13 protein-coding genes are annotated in these 15,429 nt (G+C 73.5%); 6 read left to right on the top strand and 7 right to left on the bottom strand.

What is annotated here, in order from left to right; genetic code table 11:
- Window positions 1–91: 91 nt before the first annotated feature.
- Together ACSQ2D_RS15330 and ACSQ2D_RS15325 are read right to left on the bottom strand one after the other, a co-directional pair.
- Window positions 92–2,431, bottom strand: a complete 2,340-nt coding sequence (locus tag ACSQ2D_RS15330) for a heavy metal translocating P-type ATPase (RefSeq protein ID WP_435986796.1) — start codon at window positions 2,429–2,431, stop codon at window positions 92–94.
- A gap of 208 nt (window positions 2,432–2,639) precedes the next feature.
- Window positions 2,640–3,461 (bottom strand): PIG-L deacetylase family protein, encoded by an 822-nt coding sequence (locus tag ACSQ2D_RS15325; protein WP_435986795.1) that lies wholly within the window; start codon window positions 3,459–3,461, stop codon window positions 2,640–2,642.
- A 35-nt stretch (window positions 3,462–3,496) separates the two neighbouring features.
- On the opposite strand from ACSQ2D_RS15325, the gene ACSQ2D_RS15320 reads away from it, so the two are divergent.
- The 5 genes from ACSQ2D_RS15320 to ACSQ2D_RS15300 all read left to right on the top strand — a co-directional run bounded on the left by ACSQ2D_RS15320 (window position 3,497) and on the right by ACSQ2D_RS15300 (window position 7,060).
- A complete protein-coding gene (locus ACSQ2D_RS15320; protein ID WP_435986794.1) occupies window positions 3,497–4,621 on the top strand; it encodes a glycosyltransferase in 1,125 nt (374 codons plus the stop codon).
- Entirely contained in the window at window positions 4,618–5,328 is a 711-nt protein-coding gene (locus tag ACSQ2D_RS15315) for an NUDIX hydrolase (RefSeq protein WP_435986793.1), read from the top strand. The genes ACSQ2D_RS15320 and ACSQ2D_RS15315 overlap by 4 nt, the downstream gene beginning before the upstream one ends.
- A gap of 52 nt (window positions 5,329–5,380) precedes the next feature.
- Window positions 5,381–5,734: a hypothetical protein gene (locus ACSQ2D_RS15310; RefSeq protein ID WP_028785695.1), complete on the top strand. Its 354-nt coding sequence runs from the start codon at window positions 5,381–5,383 to the stop codon at window positions 5,732–5,734.
- Between the two features lie 30 nt (window positions 5,735–5,764).
- Window positions 5,765–5,974 carry a hypothetical protein gene (locus ACSQ2D_RS15305; RefSeq protein WP_435986792.1) on the top strand — a complete coding sequence of 70 codons (210 nt, stop codon included), beginning with the start codon at window positions 5,765–5,767 and terminating at the stop codon, window positions 5,972–5,974.
- 156 nt (window positions 5,975–6,130) lie between these two features.
- Complete coding sequence (locus ACSQ2D_RS15300) at window positions 6,131–7,060, top strand: type IV toxin-antitoxin system AbiEi family antitoxin domain-containing protein (RefSeq protein WP_435986791.1); 930 nt, start codon at window positions 6,131–6,133, stop codon at window positions 7,058–7,060.
- Between the two features lie 101 nt (window positions 7,061–7,161).
- Here ACSQ2D_RS15300 and ACSQ2D_RS15295 read toward each other — a convergent pair whose 3' ends face one another.
- From ACSQ2D_RS15295 to ACSQ2D_RS15280, 4 genes are read right to left on the bottom strand one after another with little or no spacing between them, the layout of a single operon-like run.
- Window positions 7,162–8,733, bottom strand: a complete 1,572-nt coding sequence (locus tag ACSQ2D_RS15295) for an amidohydrolase (RefSeq protein WP_435986790.1) — start codon at window positions 8,731–8,733, stop codon at window positions 7,162–7,164.
- The gene (locus tag ACSQ2D_RS15290) at window positions 8,730–9,713 is read right to left on the bottom strand and encodes a quinone oxidoreductase family protein (RefSeq protein ID WP_435986789.1); all 984 of its coding nucleotides are present in this window, start codon (window positions 9,711–9,713) and stop codon (window positions 8,730–8,732) included. Before ACSQ2D_RS15290 ends, ACSQ2D_RS15295 begins: the two co-directional genes overlap by 4 nt.
- A gap of 10 nt (window positions 9,714–9,723) precedes the next feature.
- The gene (locus tag ACSQ2D_RS15285; protein ID WP_435986788.1) at window positions 9,724–11,184 is read right to left on the bottom strand and encodes a WS/DGAT domain-containing protein; all 1,461 of its coding nucleotides are present in this window, start codon (window positions 11,182–11,184) and stop codon (window positions 9,724–9,726) included.
- A complete protein-coding gene (locus ACSQ2D_RS15280) occupies window positions 11,185–11,673 on the bottom strand; it encodes an N-acetyltransferase family protein (protein WP_435986787.1) in 489 nt (162 codons plus the stop codon).
- A gap of 79 nt (window positions 11,674–11,752) precedes the next feature.
- Here ACSQ2D_RS15280 and pcrA point away from each other — a divergent pair, with 79 nt between their 5' ends.
- A complete protein-coding gene (pcrA, locus tag ACSQ2D_RS15275) occupies window positions 11,753–14,242 on the top strand; it encodes a DNA helicase PcrA (RefSeq protein ID WP_435986786.1) in 2,490 nt (829 codons plus the stop codon).
- Between the two features lie 226 nt (window positions 14,243–14,468).
- On the opposite strand, the gene ACSQ2D_RS15270 is transcribed toward pcrA, so the two are convergent.
- On the bottom strand, window positions 14,469–15,305 hold the full coding sequence (locus tag ACSQ2D_RS15270; protein WP_435986785.1) for a M23 family metallopeptidase: 837 nt from the start codon (window positions 15,303–15,305) through the stop codon (window positions 14,469–14,471).
- Window positions 15,306–15,429: the final 124 nt, after the last annotated feature.

Raw genomic sequence — 15,429 nt, 5'->3', positions numbered from 1 at the left:
GAACAGTATGGCGTCGGTGCGGGGTCCGGGGCCGACGGTCGTCCCGGAGCACACGGCATACGCCGTCCGTCGGCTCAGGGCGCCCGCCCGGTCAGCCGGGGGCACGGTGGCGACCGCCGCGTCGGGTGGGTGTGGTCACGAGGGGGCCGGCTGGGACGAGCGCGAAGGCGCCCTCCTCCTCCTGGCTGTTGTGCAGTCGGCACACGGCGTAGAGGCCGTAGAGCAGCCGGCGCAGCTCGGTGACGTCCTCGGGCGCGACGGAGCCGGGCTCGATCCCGTCGAGCAGGCGACGCAGCCGCGAGACCTGCTGCTCGATCTCGGCATGGGTCCGGCGCATGGTCGTCGTGGCCGGCCCGCCGAGCGCCCGGGCGACGAGGGGCATGAGCTCGGCCTCGTCGGCACGCTCGTGGGGGAGGAGCTCGACCTCGAGCCGGGCGAGGAGCGCTCGGACGGGAGCGAGGTCGCAGTCGCGGGTGTGCAGCCCGTCGGCGACGGCACGGACCTGCTCGACGGCGGCGATGGCGACGTCGTGCCCCTCGCGCAGGCGACGGGCCGTGGCGACGTCCTCGGCGGACATGGGGATGGTGTGCAGCCGGGTCGGGAGCAGGGCACGCAGGGCGATGCCGATCGCGAGCACGTCGATGCCCTCCTGCAGCACGGCGCCCGCCGCCGGTGGCAGCAGCCCGGCCGCAGCAGCGACCATCGCCACGAGGGAGAGGCCCATCCCGACGACGACCGCCTCGAGCGCGACGCGACGGGAGCGACGGGCGATGAGGATCGCGTCGGCGACGGCGTCCACCCGGTCGACCGTGAGCACGACGTCGGCCGCCTCGGACGACGCCGTTGCACCTCGCGCGGCCAGGGCGACCCCGACCCCGGCGGCCGCGAGGGCAGGAGCGTCGTTGACGCCGTCGCCGACCATGATGGTGTGCGCTGCCGCCGACTCGTCGCGGATCGCGGCGAGCTTGTCGGCGGGGTCGCGGTCGGCGAGGACGGCGTAGACGCCGACGATCCGGCCGACCGTCTCGGCGATGTCGGCACGGTCACCGGTGAGCAGGACGGTCCGGCGGATCCCGACCTCGCGCAGCGCCGACACCATGCGTGGCGCGTCCGCGCGCACGGGGTCCTCGAGCAGGAACGCGCCGGCCGGCGCGCCGTCGACGGCGACGAAGACCGTGAGGCACCCGTCGAGCGCGGCGCGGCGGCGCACCTGTCGCAGCCAGGCCGGGTCGTCGGCGCCGACGATCCACCGAGCCTTGCCGAGGCGGACCCCGGTGTCGCCGACGCGGCCCTCGAGGCCGTAGCCGTGCACCTCGTGGACGTCCGTCGGGAGCACGAGGTCGAGGCTGCGGGCGCGAGCGGCCCCGACGAGGGCGCTCGCGAGCGGGTGGGGTGACACCTGGTCGAGCGAGGCAGCGAGACGCAGCACGTCCGCTGCGGGTGGGGCGCCCGGGGCGACGACGACGGACGCCAGCTCCGGCCGACCGTGGGTGAGCGTCCCGGTCTTGTCGAAGAGCACGACCTCGCCGGCCGCGAGGGCCTCGAGGGCCGCGCCGCCCTTGACGACGACGCCGATCCGCGACGCCCGCGACAGGCCCGACATGATCGCCACCGGGGCCGCGAGCAGCAGCGGGCACGGGGTCGCGACGACGAGCACGGCGACGGCCCGCAGCGGCGACCCGGTCAGGGCCCAGGCGGCGCCGGCGAGCCCCAGCGTCAGCGGGACGAAGAGCGCTGCGAAGCGGTCGGCCGTCCGGACGAACGGGGCCGACGTCGCCTGTGCCTGCTCGACGAGCCGGACGACGTTGGCATAGGTCGACTCCGACGCCGAGGAGGTGGCCACGACGTCGACCGGCGGCCCGACGTTGACGACCCCGCTGCGGACGTCGTCGCCGTTCGGGCGCTCGACGGGCATCGGCTCGCCCGTCAGGGCCGACTCGTCGAACGTGCCGGCCGCGAGCAGCCGGCCGTCGACCGGCACGACCTCGCCCGTGCCGACGACGAGCACGTCACGCGGGGCCACCTCCTCCACCGGTATGCCGTCCACCCGGCCGCCGGTGCGCCGTCGGGCCGTCCGTGGCGTGCGCTCGACGAGCAGCCGCAGCTCGCGGTCCGCCCGTGCCGCAGCCCGCGCCTCGAGCAGGCGACCGCTCGCGAGCATCAGGGTGACCATGGCGCCGGCGAACTCCTCGCCGACCCACAGCGCCCCCGCCAGTGCCAGGACGGCGATGACGTCGACCGTGGCGCGACGCTCGACGACGGACCGCACCGTCCAGAGGAGCGAGAGCGCGAGGCCCAGCACCGTCGCAGCGACCCACAGGGTGCGGGACAGGTCGTCCCGGCCCGACAGGGCGGCGAGCGCGCCGCCGGTCAGCAGGACGGCGGACGCGACGAAGAAGAACGCCGGGGAGCGGCCGCGCCACCAGGTCACACCTCCATGATCCGCCGCCCGCGAGTGCGTGGACGTCGTTGGGGACCCGCGTCACAACCGTCGAGAGGCCACAATCTGCCGGTGGGCCACCGTCGAGAGGCCGCAATCTGCCGGCGGGCCACCGTCGCGAGGCCACAACTTGCCGGCGGGCCACCGTCGCGAGGCCACAACCTGCCGGTGGGCCACCGTCGAGAGGCCACAACCTGCGTCAGGCGAGCCCGTCGAAGACGTCGCGACGGACCGCGGCCCCCGGCGGCAACGAGCGGTCGACGAACCACTCCCGACCGAAGACGAGGTCGTAGAGCGGGCGGGGGATCCGCAGGAAGGCCGCCAGGGTCCGGTCGGCGCCGCCGTCGGCGCTGGCCTGCGAGGCGTGGGCGCGCATCGAGGCGCGCTTGGCCGCGATGTGGCGACGCACGCTGATCCGGTGGGTGATCTCGCTGCGCGCCGAGAAGGCGCGGTCGAAGCTCGACCGGTCGAACTCGGGCGGGAAGCGGTAGACCTTCGCGGCCAGGTCGATGGCCCGGCAGATGGTGTCGCGCGGGACCGTCGCCTCGAGGACCTTGGGCGTGCCGGCGAGCTCTGCGGCGCGGCTCCCGACGACGTGGACCTGCTTGTGGTCGGGGTGCCCGTAGCCGCCGTTGGGCTCGTAGTGGAGGAGAAGGTCCACTCGCTCCTCGCGGAGGATCGCGGCCAGGCGCTCGGCCGCCTCCTCGACGTCCGCGCGCACGAAGCGCGTCGTGCCCGGCGGGTCGGGCGCCACGTCGGGGCCGAGGCCGCTGTCGGCGTAGCCCAGGTGCTCGACGCGGGCGACGCCGAGGGCGCGCGCGCTCGCGCGCAGCTCGTCCATCCGGGTGGCGGCGAGCGTCCCGTCACCGGTGAAGTCGGTGGAGGCCAGGCCGAGCTCGCCGTCGGTCGCGACGACGACGACGACCCGGTGGCCCTCCGCTGCGGCGCGCGCCATCGTCCCCGAGGTCAGCAGGGCCTCGTCGTCGGGGTGCGCGTGGAAGGCGAGGAGCGTGTGCGGCACAGTCACCCATCTTGGCCCATGGCACAGTGTCTTCCGTGAAGGTGGCGCTCCTGTCCGACTGTTACCTGCCCCGACTGGGCGGGATCGAGGTCCAGACGCATGACCTCGCGCAGCACCTGCAGGCGGCCGGCCACGACGTGGAGGTGTTCACGGCCACCCGTGGGGCCGGCGGGGAGATGCACGGCGCCGTCACGGTTGTCGACGGCGTCCCGGTGCACCGGCTCGCGGCCCGGATGCCGTGGGAGCTGCCGGTCAACCCGTTCGCCCCGGCCGAGCTGCGGCGACGGCTCGTGGCCGGTGGCTTCGACGTGGCCCACGTGCAGACGGGCGTCGTCTCGCCCTTCGCGTGGGACAGCACCCGGGTCACCGTGGGGCTGGGGCTGCCGACCGCGATGACGTGGCACTGCATGCTCGCCGGGATGGCGCCGGTCTTCGACGTGGCCCGCTTCGTCCGGCGGTGGGCGGCGCGAGGGGTCGCGATGTCGGCAGTCTCCGACGTCGCTGCCGAGCCGCTGCGTCGGCTCGTCGGGCCGGGGGCGTCGGTCGGAGTGCTGCCCAACGGCATCGACGTGGCGCGCTGGGCCGCCGGTCCCGTCGCGCGCGAGCCGGGGCCGCTGCGCCTCGTCACCGCGATGCGGCTCGCAGCGCGCAAGCGACCTGCCGCGCTCGTCGAGCTCGTCGCCGAGGCCGAGCGGGTGGCGGGGCCCGGATCCGTGACGCTCACGGTCCTGGGGGAGGGGCCGGACCGGCGCAAGGTGGAGGCCCTCGTGCGCGATCGTGGCCTCGACTGGGTGTCCCTGCCCGGTCGCGTGTCACGCGACGAGCTGCGCGAGCGGTATGCCGCCGCCGACGTCTACCTCTCACCTGCCCGACTCGAGTCGTTCGGGATCGCAGCCCTCGAGGCGCGGACGGTCGGCCTGCCCGTGATCGGTCGATCGGGCTCTGGTGTCGGCGAGTTCGTCACTGACGGCGTGAACGGCCTTGTCGTGTCGAGTGACTCGGAGATGACCAGCGCAATCGCACGGTTGGCCAAGGACCCCCACGAGGTCGCACGGCTGCGTCGGTGGAACGTCGAAAACCCGCCCGATCAGGAGTGGTCGCGCGTCGCTGCGCTCGCCGTGGCGGAGTACGAGCGCGCCGTCGGGCTTGTGCGGCGATGAGGACCAACGTGCCCGGTGGCCTGCGTGTCGTCGCGGTCCGGGCCGACGGCACCCGTGTCGCCGAGGCGCGCCTGGGCCACGGCGAGCACCCGGACGTCGTGCTCGGCGCGGCCGGCTGGCTCGTCGACACGCCGGTCTTCGCGACGGTCGTCGACGACGGGGCGCTCGAGCTCGGCTACCGCGTGCGCGAGCTGGACGGCATACGCCCTCGGGACGGAGTGGTGCCCAGGGACGCCGGGGTCGGCGACGACGAGGTGGGCGAGCCGTACCAGCGGGTCGCGGCCTACGCCGTCGTGACGAGCGGGCGCGGTCTGCTGCTGACGCAGTTCAACAGCCAGACCCACGTGTCCGGCGACTGGGGGCTGCCGGGCGGTGGCCTCGACGACGGCGAGTCGCCCGTCGAGGGCGTGCACCGCGAGGTGTGGGAGGAGACGGGGCAGCGCATCGAGCTCGGCGAGCTGCTCACGGTCCAGTCGCAGCACTGGGTGGGGCGGGCGCCGTCCGGCACGCTCGAGGACTTCCACGCGGTCCGGATCGTCTATGCCGCAACGTGTCCCGAGCCGGCCGAGGTCGTCATCCACGACGTCGGCGGCACGACGTCCGACGCGCGCTGGGTGCCGTTCGACCGGATCGGCGACTACCCGCTGTCGTCGTCGTGGCGGCGCCTGGCCGCCCTGCACGAGCTCGCGGCCCGGCCCGGGTCCTGACGCCCGGAGGGGCCGGCTCGCGCGAAGTACGACGCTCCGTAGGATGTCGGCCATGGACCTCGTCTACAACCTCCTCGTCGCCCTCCACCTGCTCGGCATGGCCGCGGTCGTCGGAGGCTGGATCGCCGTCCGCAGCGGCCGCACCGTCATCGCGCCGATCGTCTGGGGCGCCCGGGCGCAGCTCGTCACGGGCCTGGCCCTCGTCGGCATCGCCTCGGCGATCAAGGACGACGACCACACGGTCAACAACACGAAGATCGCCGTCAAGCTCGTCATCGCGCTCGTCGTGCTCGTCGCCGCCGAGATCGGTGCCGCCCGCGGCCGCAAGGGCCAGGACACCGGCAACCTGCTCGACATCGCCGGCGGTGCGGCGGTCGTCAACGTGCTCGTCGCCGCCCTCTGGTGACCTCGCTCGACGGCCGGGTCGGCGGCTGAGATGCGCTGGAACGCAGGCGTCCTCGCCGGTCTGCTCATCGGTCTCGTGTGGCTCGTCGTGGGGCTGGCGCTCGTCGTCGTCGGTCGTCGGCGACGCCGGGTGTCCCGCGCCGACGGCGCCGGCAACATGGCGGTCATCGGCGTCTTCCTGCTCGTGGTCGGCGGGCTCACGTGGTTCGCGACCCTCCTGCTCGCCGTCGTCCCCGGCTGACCCGGCGCGTCACGACCGGCCGACGACCGTTGGTCGCGCTGGACCGCGCTTCCCGCGGGTCGTGCCGGCGTGTCGTCGCGTGTCGGCGACCAACGGTCGTCCGTCGGCTGTGGATGACGTCCGCGCGCGCGGCCCGGCCCCGGGCACGCTGCCGCCATGGACATCCTCACGGCCCTGCGCCGACAGGGAGGGGTGGCGACCCATCGCCAGCTCAAGGCGGCCGCGGGGCGACCTGCCCTCGACGAGGCGTTGCGCGCACAGGTGATCCGGAGGGTGGCCCGGGGCCGCTACGTGCTCCCCGACGTCGTCGACGGCGCGCGGGTCGAGGCACATCGCCTCTGTGCCGTCGTCGGACTCCGCAGTGCCGCAGCCTCCTACGGCTGGTCCCTCAAGGCGCCTCCGGATCGTCCGGAGCTCGTCGTGCCCCGAGGCCGCAAGGTGGGCGCCGGTGACCAGTCGGTGGCGAGGATCAGGTGGCAGCGGCTCGAGCCCTCGGACGTCGACGGCTGGCGCACCAGCCCGCTGCGCACGGTGATGGACTGCGCGACGACCCTGCCGTTCGACGAGGCGCTGGCGGTCGCCGACTCGGCACTGAGGTCGCGGCGGCTCACGCAGGCGGATCTGCTGATGGCGGCCGAGCGCCTGCCCGGGCGCGGACGGGATGCGGCACTGGAGGTGGCCTGGTTCGCCCGGGAGCGACCGGCCAACGCCTTCGAGTCCATGATCCGTGCGGTCTCGCTCGACGTCCCGGGGCTGCGACTCGTGCCTCAGGTGCGACTGCTCGTCGGTGGCCGGCGGATCCGGCCGGACCTCGTCGACCGGGAGCTGCGGCTCGTCGTCGAGGGCGACAGCCGCGAGTTCCACACGAGCGAGCGGGCCATCGATGCCGACTGCTGGCGCTACGACGAGCTGGTCCTCGACGACTGGCTCGTCATCAGGGTCTCGTGGGTGCAGGCGATGTTCCAGCAGGAGTGGGTCGCCTCCGTGCTGACCCGCGCGGCCACCCGACAGGACCTCAGGCTGGGGGGTGACCTGCTTCGCCGTCGCGGCCCCCTCCGCCGACCGACGACCATTGGTCGTGCCTGACCCGCACCACCCGCGTGTCGTGCCGGTGTGTCGTCGCGTGTCCGCGACCAATGGTCGTCCGTCGGCAGTGGCGCCCACCCCGATGGCGTATGCCGGGTGGCTCAGCCCCGCTGGTAGGCGAGCTCGCCGCCCACCCACGTCTGCAGCACCACGGTGTCGCGGATGTCGCCCGCCGAGGACTCCTCGAGCGCCCACAGGTCGCGGTCGACCGCGACGAGGTCGGCGTGCTGGCCGGGCACGAGGCGACCGACGTCGGTGCGCCCGACCGACTCGTGCGCGGCGACCGTGAAGGCGTGGACGGCCTCGGTGAGGGTGACCCGCTCCTCCGGCCGCCAGCCGCCGAGGGGCTGGCCGTCGGCTCGCTGACGGGTGACGGCGGCGTGGAGGCCGTAGAAGGGGTTGGGGTCCTCGACGGGCGCGTCCGAGCCGAAGGCCACGCGCACGCCGGCGTCGAGGAAGCTGCGCCAGGCGTAGGAGGCGAGGCGACGCGGGCCGATGATCTCGTCGGCGAGCTCGAGGTCGGCGGTGCAGTGCGTCGGCTGCATCGACGCGACGACGTCGAGGGCGCGGAAGCGCGGGATGTCGACCGGCAGCACGTGCTGGGCGTGCTCGATGCGCAGCAGGGTGTCGAGACCGTCGGCCCGCACCGCCTCGAACGTGCCGAGCACGAGCCGGTTCGCCTCGTCGCCGATGGCGTGCGTGACGACGTCGAGACCGTTGCGGGCGGCCAGCAGGGTGCGCTCGAGGAGCACGTCGTAGGGCATCGCGGCGATGCCGCAGCCCTCGTGGCCGATGAACGGCTCGGTCATGTGGGCCGTGTGCGAGCCGAGCGCGCCGTCGCTGAAGAACTTGACGGGGCCGACGCGGAAGACGTCGTCGCCCTGGCCGGAACGGCGGCCCTCCTCGATCGCCAGCTCGAGGTCGGGGTCGCGCGTGCACTTCGTGACGCGCAGCCGCAGGGCACCGTCCGCGTGCAGCTCGGCGTAGGCCGCGCGGGCGTCCTCGCCGTCGATGTCGGTGATGCTCGTCAGGCCGACGGAGAGGAGCCAGTCCTGACAGCGCTCGAGCCAGGGGCGCAGCGGGGACTCCTCGCGCGGGATGACGTCGAGCAGCTCCTGCGCCGACTCCCGGAGGATGCCGGTCGGCTCGCCCGACGCGTCGCGCACGATCTCGCCGCCGACGGGGTCGGGGGTGTCACGGGTGATCCCGGCCTGTTGCAGCGCAAGGGAGTTGGCCCAGATCGTGTGGCCGTCGACGCTCGACAGCGCTGCCACGCGGTCGCCCGAGACGGAGTCGAGCGCGTGGCGGTCGGGCTGCTCGGGGACGGCCCAGCGGTTGTGGTTCCAGCGTCCGCTGTGCAGCCACTCGCCCTCGGGCAGCCCCTCGGCGTGGGCGCGCACGAGCTCGAGCGTCTCCTCGAGCGACCGGGCCTCGCGCAGGTCGACGGACGACAGGTCGCGCGAGAGCCACTCGGTGTGGATGTGGGCGTCGTGCAGGCCGGGCATGACGAGCGCGCCGGGGAGGTCGACGGTGTCGGTGCCTGCCCCAGCAGCCTCGACGGCCTCGGCGCCGACCGCCACGACGCGGCCGTCCTCGACGAGCAGCGCGTCGGTCCAGGGGTCACCGGCGTCGCCGGTCCAGATGCGTTCGTGGCGGAACAGCGTGCGGCTCATGCGGTGGGCACCAGGATGAGCTTGCCCGTCGTGCGGCGACCCTCGAGGGCTTCGTACGCCGCGGCCGCCTCGGCCAGCGGGTAGCGACCGCCGACGTCGATCTTCAGGGAGCCGTCGGCCACCGCGCCGAGCACCTCGCCGGCCCGCCACTCGTACTCCGCGCGCTCGGCGACGTAGTGCGCCAGCGTCGGACGCGTCAGGAAGAGCGACCCGCCGCTGTTGAGGCGCTGGATGTCGAAGGGGGGCACCTGCCCGCTCGCCCCGCCGAAGAGGACCATCGTGCCGCGCGGGCGCAGCGAGGCGAGCGACGCGTCGAAGGTCGACCTCCCGACCCCGTCGTAGGCCACGTCGACCCCGCGTCCGGCAGCCTCGCGGACCGCGCCCGCCAGGTCGTCGACGGTCGAGTAGTTGACGAGGTGCTGGGCACCGAGCGCCCTGGCGACCTCGAGCTTCTCGTCGGACCCGGCCGTCGCGACGACGGTCCCGCCGCGGGCCGTCACCATCTGCACGAGGAGCTGCCCCACCCCGCCCGCCGCGGCGTGCACGAGGGCGATGTCACCGGGGCCCACGGCATACGTGCTCGTGACGAGGTAGTGGGCCGTGAGGCCCTGCAGCATGGCGGCGGCCGCGATCTCGAGGTCGACGCCGTCGGGGACGGGGACGAGGAGGTGGGCGGGCTTGTTGACGAGCGTCGACTCGCTCCCGGTCGCCTGGCACCACGCGACCCGGTCACCGACGGAGAGGTCGGTGACGCCCGGGCCGACGGCCGTGACGGTGCCGGCGCCCTCCTCGCCGAGGACGAAGGGGGTCGGCACGGGGTAGATGCCCTGGCGCTTGTAGACGTCGATGAAGTTGACGCCGGCGGCGGCCACCTCGACCTGGACCTCACCCTCGGCAGGGTCGGGGAGGTCGTGGTCGCGCACCTGCAGGACACTGCGGTCGCCGGGCTCGGAGACGAAGACGCTGGTCGCTCGGTTCATGCTCGCCACCCTACGACCGCCGCCGCCTCCTCCTCGGGCCGGTGGGCCCGTCGGACCCGGCCTCGCCGATGCGCACGAGCAGTGCCACCTCGTCCTCGAGCGCCGTGAGGAGTGCCTCGGGGTCGGGGACGACGGACTCGTCGGCCATGATCCCGATGCGCACGGCGTCGGCGTAGGTGACGATGCAGAAGCCGAGCGTGTGCCGCCCCGACCCGGGCACCCAGCCGAGCACACCCGTGACCGCGACGCCGCCGAGGTAGCGGACCTCTCGCGGTCCGGCGACGTTGGTCGTGACGCCGATCGCCTTGTCGGCGAAGAAGTCCACGACCCGACGCTCCAGCGTGGCGGGGAAGCGGCCGATGACGGAGATGAGGGCGAAGGTGAGCGCCGCCTCGGGCGAGGCCTTGAGCCAGTCCATCCGTGCCTTCGACAGGGCGAGGCGCCCGAGGGGCGTGGCGTCGCGGCTCGGGAAGCGCAGGAAGACGAGCGCGAAGCGGTTGCCGAGCTCGCGGGGGAGCGGCTCGTCGAGCGGCCGGACGTTGACGGGCACCATCGTCACGAGGTCGACAGGCTCTCGGCCATGCTCGTCCTGGTAGGTGTGCAGGGCGCCCGCGACGGCGCTCAGGAGCACGTCGTTGAGCGTCGCACCGACGAGGCGGCCGGCCTGCTTGAGCCCGGGAAGGGGGAGTGGCTCGGTCCACACGAGGCGCTTGCGGTGGCCCGGGACGCCGCCGACGACACTCCTCGGGTTCGTGGTCAGCAGCAGGTCGGAGACGACCTGTCCGGTGCGGAGGGCCAGTCCGGCGGCGTCCGTCACGGCGGCCCGGGCGCCTTTGGTGCGCAGACGGTTCCACCCCGACAGGGTGGTCGCCCGGGCGAGCCGGAGACCCGACGCGACGGCCCCTGCCCCCGCGTTCGACGTCGCGGCGAGGGGCAGGGTCGCGAGGTCGGTGGTCGCCGGTGGTCCGACGAGGTCGCCGGGCCGGCCGTCGGCGTCCTCGGTGAGGCCGAGCAGCACCCGGGTCAGGGCGATGCCGTCGGCCAGCGCGTGGTGGATGCGGAAGACGAGCGCGGCGCCCGGCCCGTGACCGTCGACGAGGTGGACCTCCCAGAGCGGGCGGGAGCGGTCGAACGGGCGAGGCAGGTGCTCCTCGACGTATGCCTGCAGCTCGGCGTCCGCCTCAGCCGGGGTCCGCGCGCCGGAGAGCGTCACCCGCGTCACGTGCCGCGCCAGGTCGAAGTCCGGGTCGTCCTCCCAGCGGTGCCCGGACGGCCCCCGGCGCCGCCTCGCACGCTGGCTGAAGACGGGGTAGGGCTCGATGATCCGCTCGCGGACCACGTCGAGCACTCGGTCCCAGTCGGGCACCGACTCGAGCAGGACGACCGAGACGATGACCATGAGGTTGGTCGGGCGGTCCATGTTGAGCCAGAGGACGTCGGCCGACCCCATCCGCCGCGGCGGGCGTGCCACCTACGGGCCCGCCAGTCGCGAGAGCGCGTCGCCGTCGAGGCGGAAGGTCGTCCAGTCGTCGAGGGACCGGGCGCCGTGGGCGCGGTAGAAGTCGATGGACGGGGTGTTCCAGTCGAGCACCGACCACTCGAGCCGGGTCCAGCCGCGCTCGACGCAGATCGCGGCGAGCCGGGCGAGCAGGGCCTTGCCGAGGCCGTGCCCGCGCTGCTCGGGGTCGACGAAGAGGTCCTCCAGCCAGATGCCGGCCCGGCCGGTCCACGTCGAGAAGCTCCGGAACCAGATCGCCATGGCGACGACCGAGCCCTCCCGCACCCCCACGAGGGCGTATGCCGTGGGGTCGCCGTGGGCGGGGAAGAGGGCCTCGCGGAACTGCTCGGGCGTCGCCGTGGCCGACTCGGGCTCCTTCTCGTAGGTCGCGAGCCGCCGGACGAGGCGGATGAGGTCGGGTACGTCGTCGGCCGAGGCCTCACGGATCTGGAAGTCGCTCACGTCGCCATCCTCTCCCGTCGCGCGTGGCTGTGCGTCGTGGTCCGGTGCTGTGGGTGGTTCGACGTAGGCTTGGTCGATCATGAGCACGCTCTTCGACGACCTCCCCATCCCCGGTTTCGAGCACGGTCAGGGCGCGCCCTCCGGCGGGTCCGGGCGCCCCGGGCGTGGCGCGGACGTCACCGACCAGGGCGTCCCCACGTGGGCCGAGGCCGCGGCCCGCGGCGGCGTCGAGACGGCACCGCAGGGACGCGCCGACCTCGACCCGACGGTCCTGCTCGAGGGGCTCAACCCTGAGCAGCGCGAGGCCGTCGTCCACGAGGGCACGCCGCTGCTCATCGTCGCGGGTGCCGGCTCCGGCAAGACCCGTGTGCTGACGCACCGCATCGCGTGGCTGCTCGGCGAGCGGGGGGCCCAGCCGGGCCAGATCCTCGCCATCACCTTCACCAACAAGGCCGCGGCCGAGATGCGCGAGCGTGTCGAGGCGCTCGTCGGGCCCCGCGCGCGCGCCATGTGGGTCATGACCTTCCACTCGGCCTGCGTGCGGATCCTGCGCCGCGAGGCCGCCAAGGTCGGGATGAAGTCGACCTTCTCGATCTACGACGCCGCCGACAGCCAGCGCCTCATGAGCCTCGTGCTGCGCGACCTCGACCTCGACCCGAAGCGCTACCCGCCCCGCGGCTTCTCCCACCAGGTGAGCAACCTCAAGAACGAGCTCATCGACGAGGAGACCTACGCCGCGCAGGTCACCGAGGGCAACCACTACGAGCGCACCGTCTCCGACGCGTACACCCAGTATCAACGCCGCCTGCGCCAGGCCAACGCCCTCGACTTCGACGACATCATCATGATGACCGTCAACATCCTGCAGGCCTTCCCCGACGTCGCCGAGTACTACCGCCGCCGCTTCCGCCACGTCCTCGTCGACGAGTACCAGGACACCAACCAGGCCCAGTACCAGCTCATCAAGGAGCTCGTCGGTGAGGTCAAGGGCCCCGAGGGCGCCTACGCCGTGCCGCCGGCCGAGCTGTGCGTCGTCGGCGACTCCGACCAGTCGATCTACGCCTTCCGCGGTGCGACGATCCGCAACATCCTCGAGTTCGAGAACGACTACCCCGACGCCCGCACGATCCTGCTCGAGCAGAACTACCGCTCGACCCAGCGCATCCTGCGAGCGGCCAACTCCGTCATCGAGCGCAACGAGGGCCGCCGCGCCAAGAACCTCTGGACCGACTCCGGCGACGGCGCGATGATCACCGGCTACGTCGGGGACAACGAGCACGACGAGGCCGCCTTCGTGGCCAAGGAGATCGACGACCTCGCCGACCACGGCGTCAAGCCCGGCGACGTCGCCGTCTTCTACCGCACCAACGCCCAGAGCCGCGCCATCGAGGAGGTGCTCGTGCGGGTCGGCCTGCCCTACAAGGTGGTCGGCGGCACGCGCTTCTACGAGCGGCGCGAGGTCAAGGACGCCCTGGCCTACCTCCGGGTCGTCTCCAACCCCATCGACACCGTCAACCTGCGGCGCATCCTCAACACCCCCAAGCGCGGCATCGGCGACCGCGCCGAGGCCTGCGTGGCGGCTCTCGCCGAGCGCGAGCGCATCCCGTTCGTCGCAGCGCTCGGTCGGGCCGAGGACGCCCCGGGCATCGCCACCCGTTCGGTCGCGGCCATCCAGGGCTTCACGGCGCTCCTCGAGAAGCTCCGCACCTCCTACGAGGCCGACGACAGCGTCGCGGCCCTGCTCGAGATGACGCTCGAGGAGAGCGGCTACCTCGCCGAGCTGCGCGCGAGCCACGACCCGCAGGACGAGACCCGCGTCGAGAACCTCGCCGAGCTCGTCGCCGTCGCGCAGGAGTACGACGACCGCCGCGCCACCGAGCTCGAGGAGTCGGGCGGCGAGCTGGCGCCGGGCGTCGAGCCCGAGGACGTCGGTCCCGCAGGCGCGCTCGAGGAGTTCCTCGAGCAGGTCTCGCTCGTCGCCGACGCCGACGAGATCCCCGACGAGCCCGAGGCCAAGGCGCAGGGCGTCGTCACCCTCATGACGCTCCACACGGCCAAGGGCCTCGAGTTCCCCGTCGTCTTCCTCACCGGCATGGAGGACGGCACGTTCCCGCACATGCGCGCGCTCGGCGACCCCAAGGAGCTCGAGGAGGAGCGCCGGCTCGCCTACGTCGGCATCACGCGGGCCCGTGAGCGGCTCTACCTCTCGCGCGCGGCCGTGCGGTCCGCCTGGGGTGCGCCGCAGTACAACCCGCCGTCGCGCTTCCTCGACGAGATCCCGGGCGACCTGCTCGACTGGCAGCGGCTCGGCCCGTCGTTCAGTGGCGCCCGCGGCTCCGACCGTCCCGCCGTGGCGACGCTCGCGGCCCGGCCCGGGGTCCGCAGCGCCGGCAAGCGGCCGGTCATCGCGCTCCAGTCGGGCGACCGTGTCAGCCACGACTCCTTCGGCCTCGGCACCGTCGTGCGCGTCGAGGGCGACGGCGACAAGTCGATGGCACACGTCGACTTCGGCGCCGACACCGGCACGAAGCGCCTCCTGCTGCGCTACGCCCCGCTCGTCAAGCTCTGAGGTCGCGGGCCCCGCTGGGGTCGAGCTCGTCTCAGCCGATGGCGTATGCCGTGTGCCCGGGCCCCAGCGTCAGCCGGGCTCCGTTGCGGCACAACGGCATACGGCATACGGCATACGGCATACGGCAGAGCAACTGCGGGCTCCGGCTCCGGCTCCGGCAGGACGGCAGATGCGACGAGGCCCGTCCCCCGAAGGGGACGGGCCTCGTGACGTGAAAGGGCCTCGGTCAGAGGTAGACACCGTGCTTGGCGAGCCAGGTGCGGGGTGCGACGGCGGCGCCGTCCTCGGGGTGGATCTCGAGGTGCACGTGCGGGCCGGTCGAGTTGCCGGTGCTGCCGCTGTAGGCGACGCGCTGACCGGGGGAGACCTCTTCGCCGACGGACACGAGCAGGCGGCTGTTGTGCGCCATCCACGAGACGGTGCCGTCCCAGTAGCGGATCTTGACCATGTTGCCGTAGCCCTCGTTGGACCATCCGGCGAAGACGACGGTGCCGCTCGAGAGGGCCCGGACCGTGCTGCCCGTGGGGCACGCGAGGTCCTGGGCGGGGTGCATCTTGCCCCAGCGGAAGCCGAAGCCCGAGGTGAGGGTGTAGCCGGCGACCGGGGAGACCCAGCGGTGGGCCTTGGCGATGGCGCGCTCGCGGGCGGCCGCCTTGGCCTTGGCGGCGGCCTCGGCCTTCGCCTTCTCGGCGGCGGCCTTGGCGGCCGCGGCCTTCGCCGCAGCGGCCTGGGCCTGCTCGGCGGTCTGCTCGGCGGAGGCGGTCGCGCTGACGATGAGCGACTTGGCGTCGCGGGCCATGTCGCGCGAGGAGCGGGCGCCCGACCGGTTCGCGGCGGCAGCAGCGACGACGTCGGGGTCTGCGGCCAGGCCGAGACCGGCGACCGAGTTGGAGACGTTCTTCATGGCAGCCGCCTCGGGGCTGAGCTGGCTCGCGCCGGCGTCGCGGATGACGAGGCCACCGGCGACGGTCGAGGAGAGCAGAGCAACGGGGACGACGAACTGTCGACCCCGTGAAGGCTTGGCTGCCGGCCTGTGCCGGCCGGTGTAACTGGATTTGGGCACGAAAGAAATACCTAACGGTCACAGATTGCGAGCCGCCAGCCTAACGTGACCATTTCGTTATCCAAAATCACGCCACGTATCTGGACGTCCCGGCGTCGCGGTGGAGGGCTCGCGACTGCGCTCG

Source organism: Terrabacter sp. LjRoot27 (genome assembly GCF_964254175.1).
GTDB lineage: Bacteria > Actinomycetota > Actinomycetes > Actinomycetales > Dermatophilaceae > Terrabacter.
The sequence above is the reverse complement of the archived record's forward strand: the minus strand, read 5'-3'. Positions and strand labels throughout refer to the sequence as shown.

What these genes read in the sequence shown, in the direction of transcription:
- ACSQ2D_RS15295 (WP_435986790.1), bottom strand. Translation starts at nt 8,733, where the DNA reads ATGAGCCGCACGCTGTTCCGCCACGAACGCATCTGGACCGGCGACGCC.
- ACSQ2D_RS15300 (WP_435986791.1), top strand. Translation starts at nt 6,131, where the DNA reads ATGGACATCCTCACGGCCCTGCGCCGACAGGGAGGGGTGGCGACCCAT.
- ACSQ2D_RS15305 (WP_435986792.1), top strand. Translation starts at nt 5,765, where the DNA reads ATGCGCTGGAACGCAGGCGTCCTCGCCGGTCTGCTCATCGGTCTCGTG.
- pcrA (WP_435986786.1), top strand. Translation starts at nt 11,753, where the DNA reads ATGAGCACGCTCTTCGACGACCTCCCCATCCCCGGTTTCGAGCACGGT.
- ACSQ2D_RS15310 (WP_028785695.1), top strand. Translation starts at nt 5,381, where the DNA reads ATGGACCTCGTCTACAACCTCCTCGTCGCCCTCCACCTGCTCGGCATG.
- ACSQ2D_RS15290 (WP_435986789.1), bottom strand. Translation starts at nt 9,713, where the DNA reads ATGAACCGAGCGACCAGCGTCTTCGTCTCCGAGCCCGGCGACCGCAGT.
- ACSQ2D_RS15315 (WP_435986793.1), top strand. Translation starts at nt 4,618, where the DNA reads ATGAGGACCAACGTGCCCGGTGGCCTGCGTGTCGTCGCGGTCCGGGCC.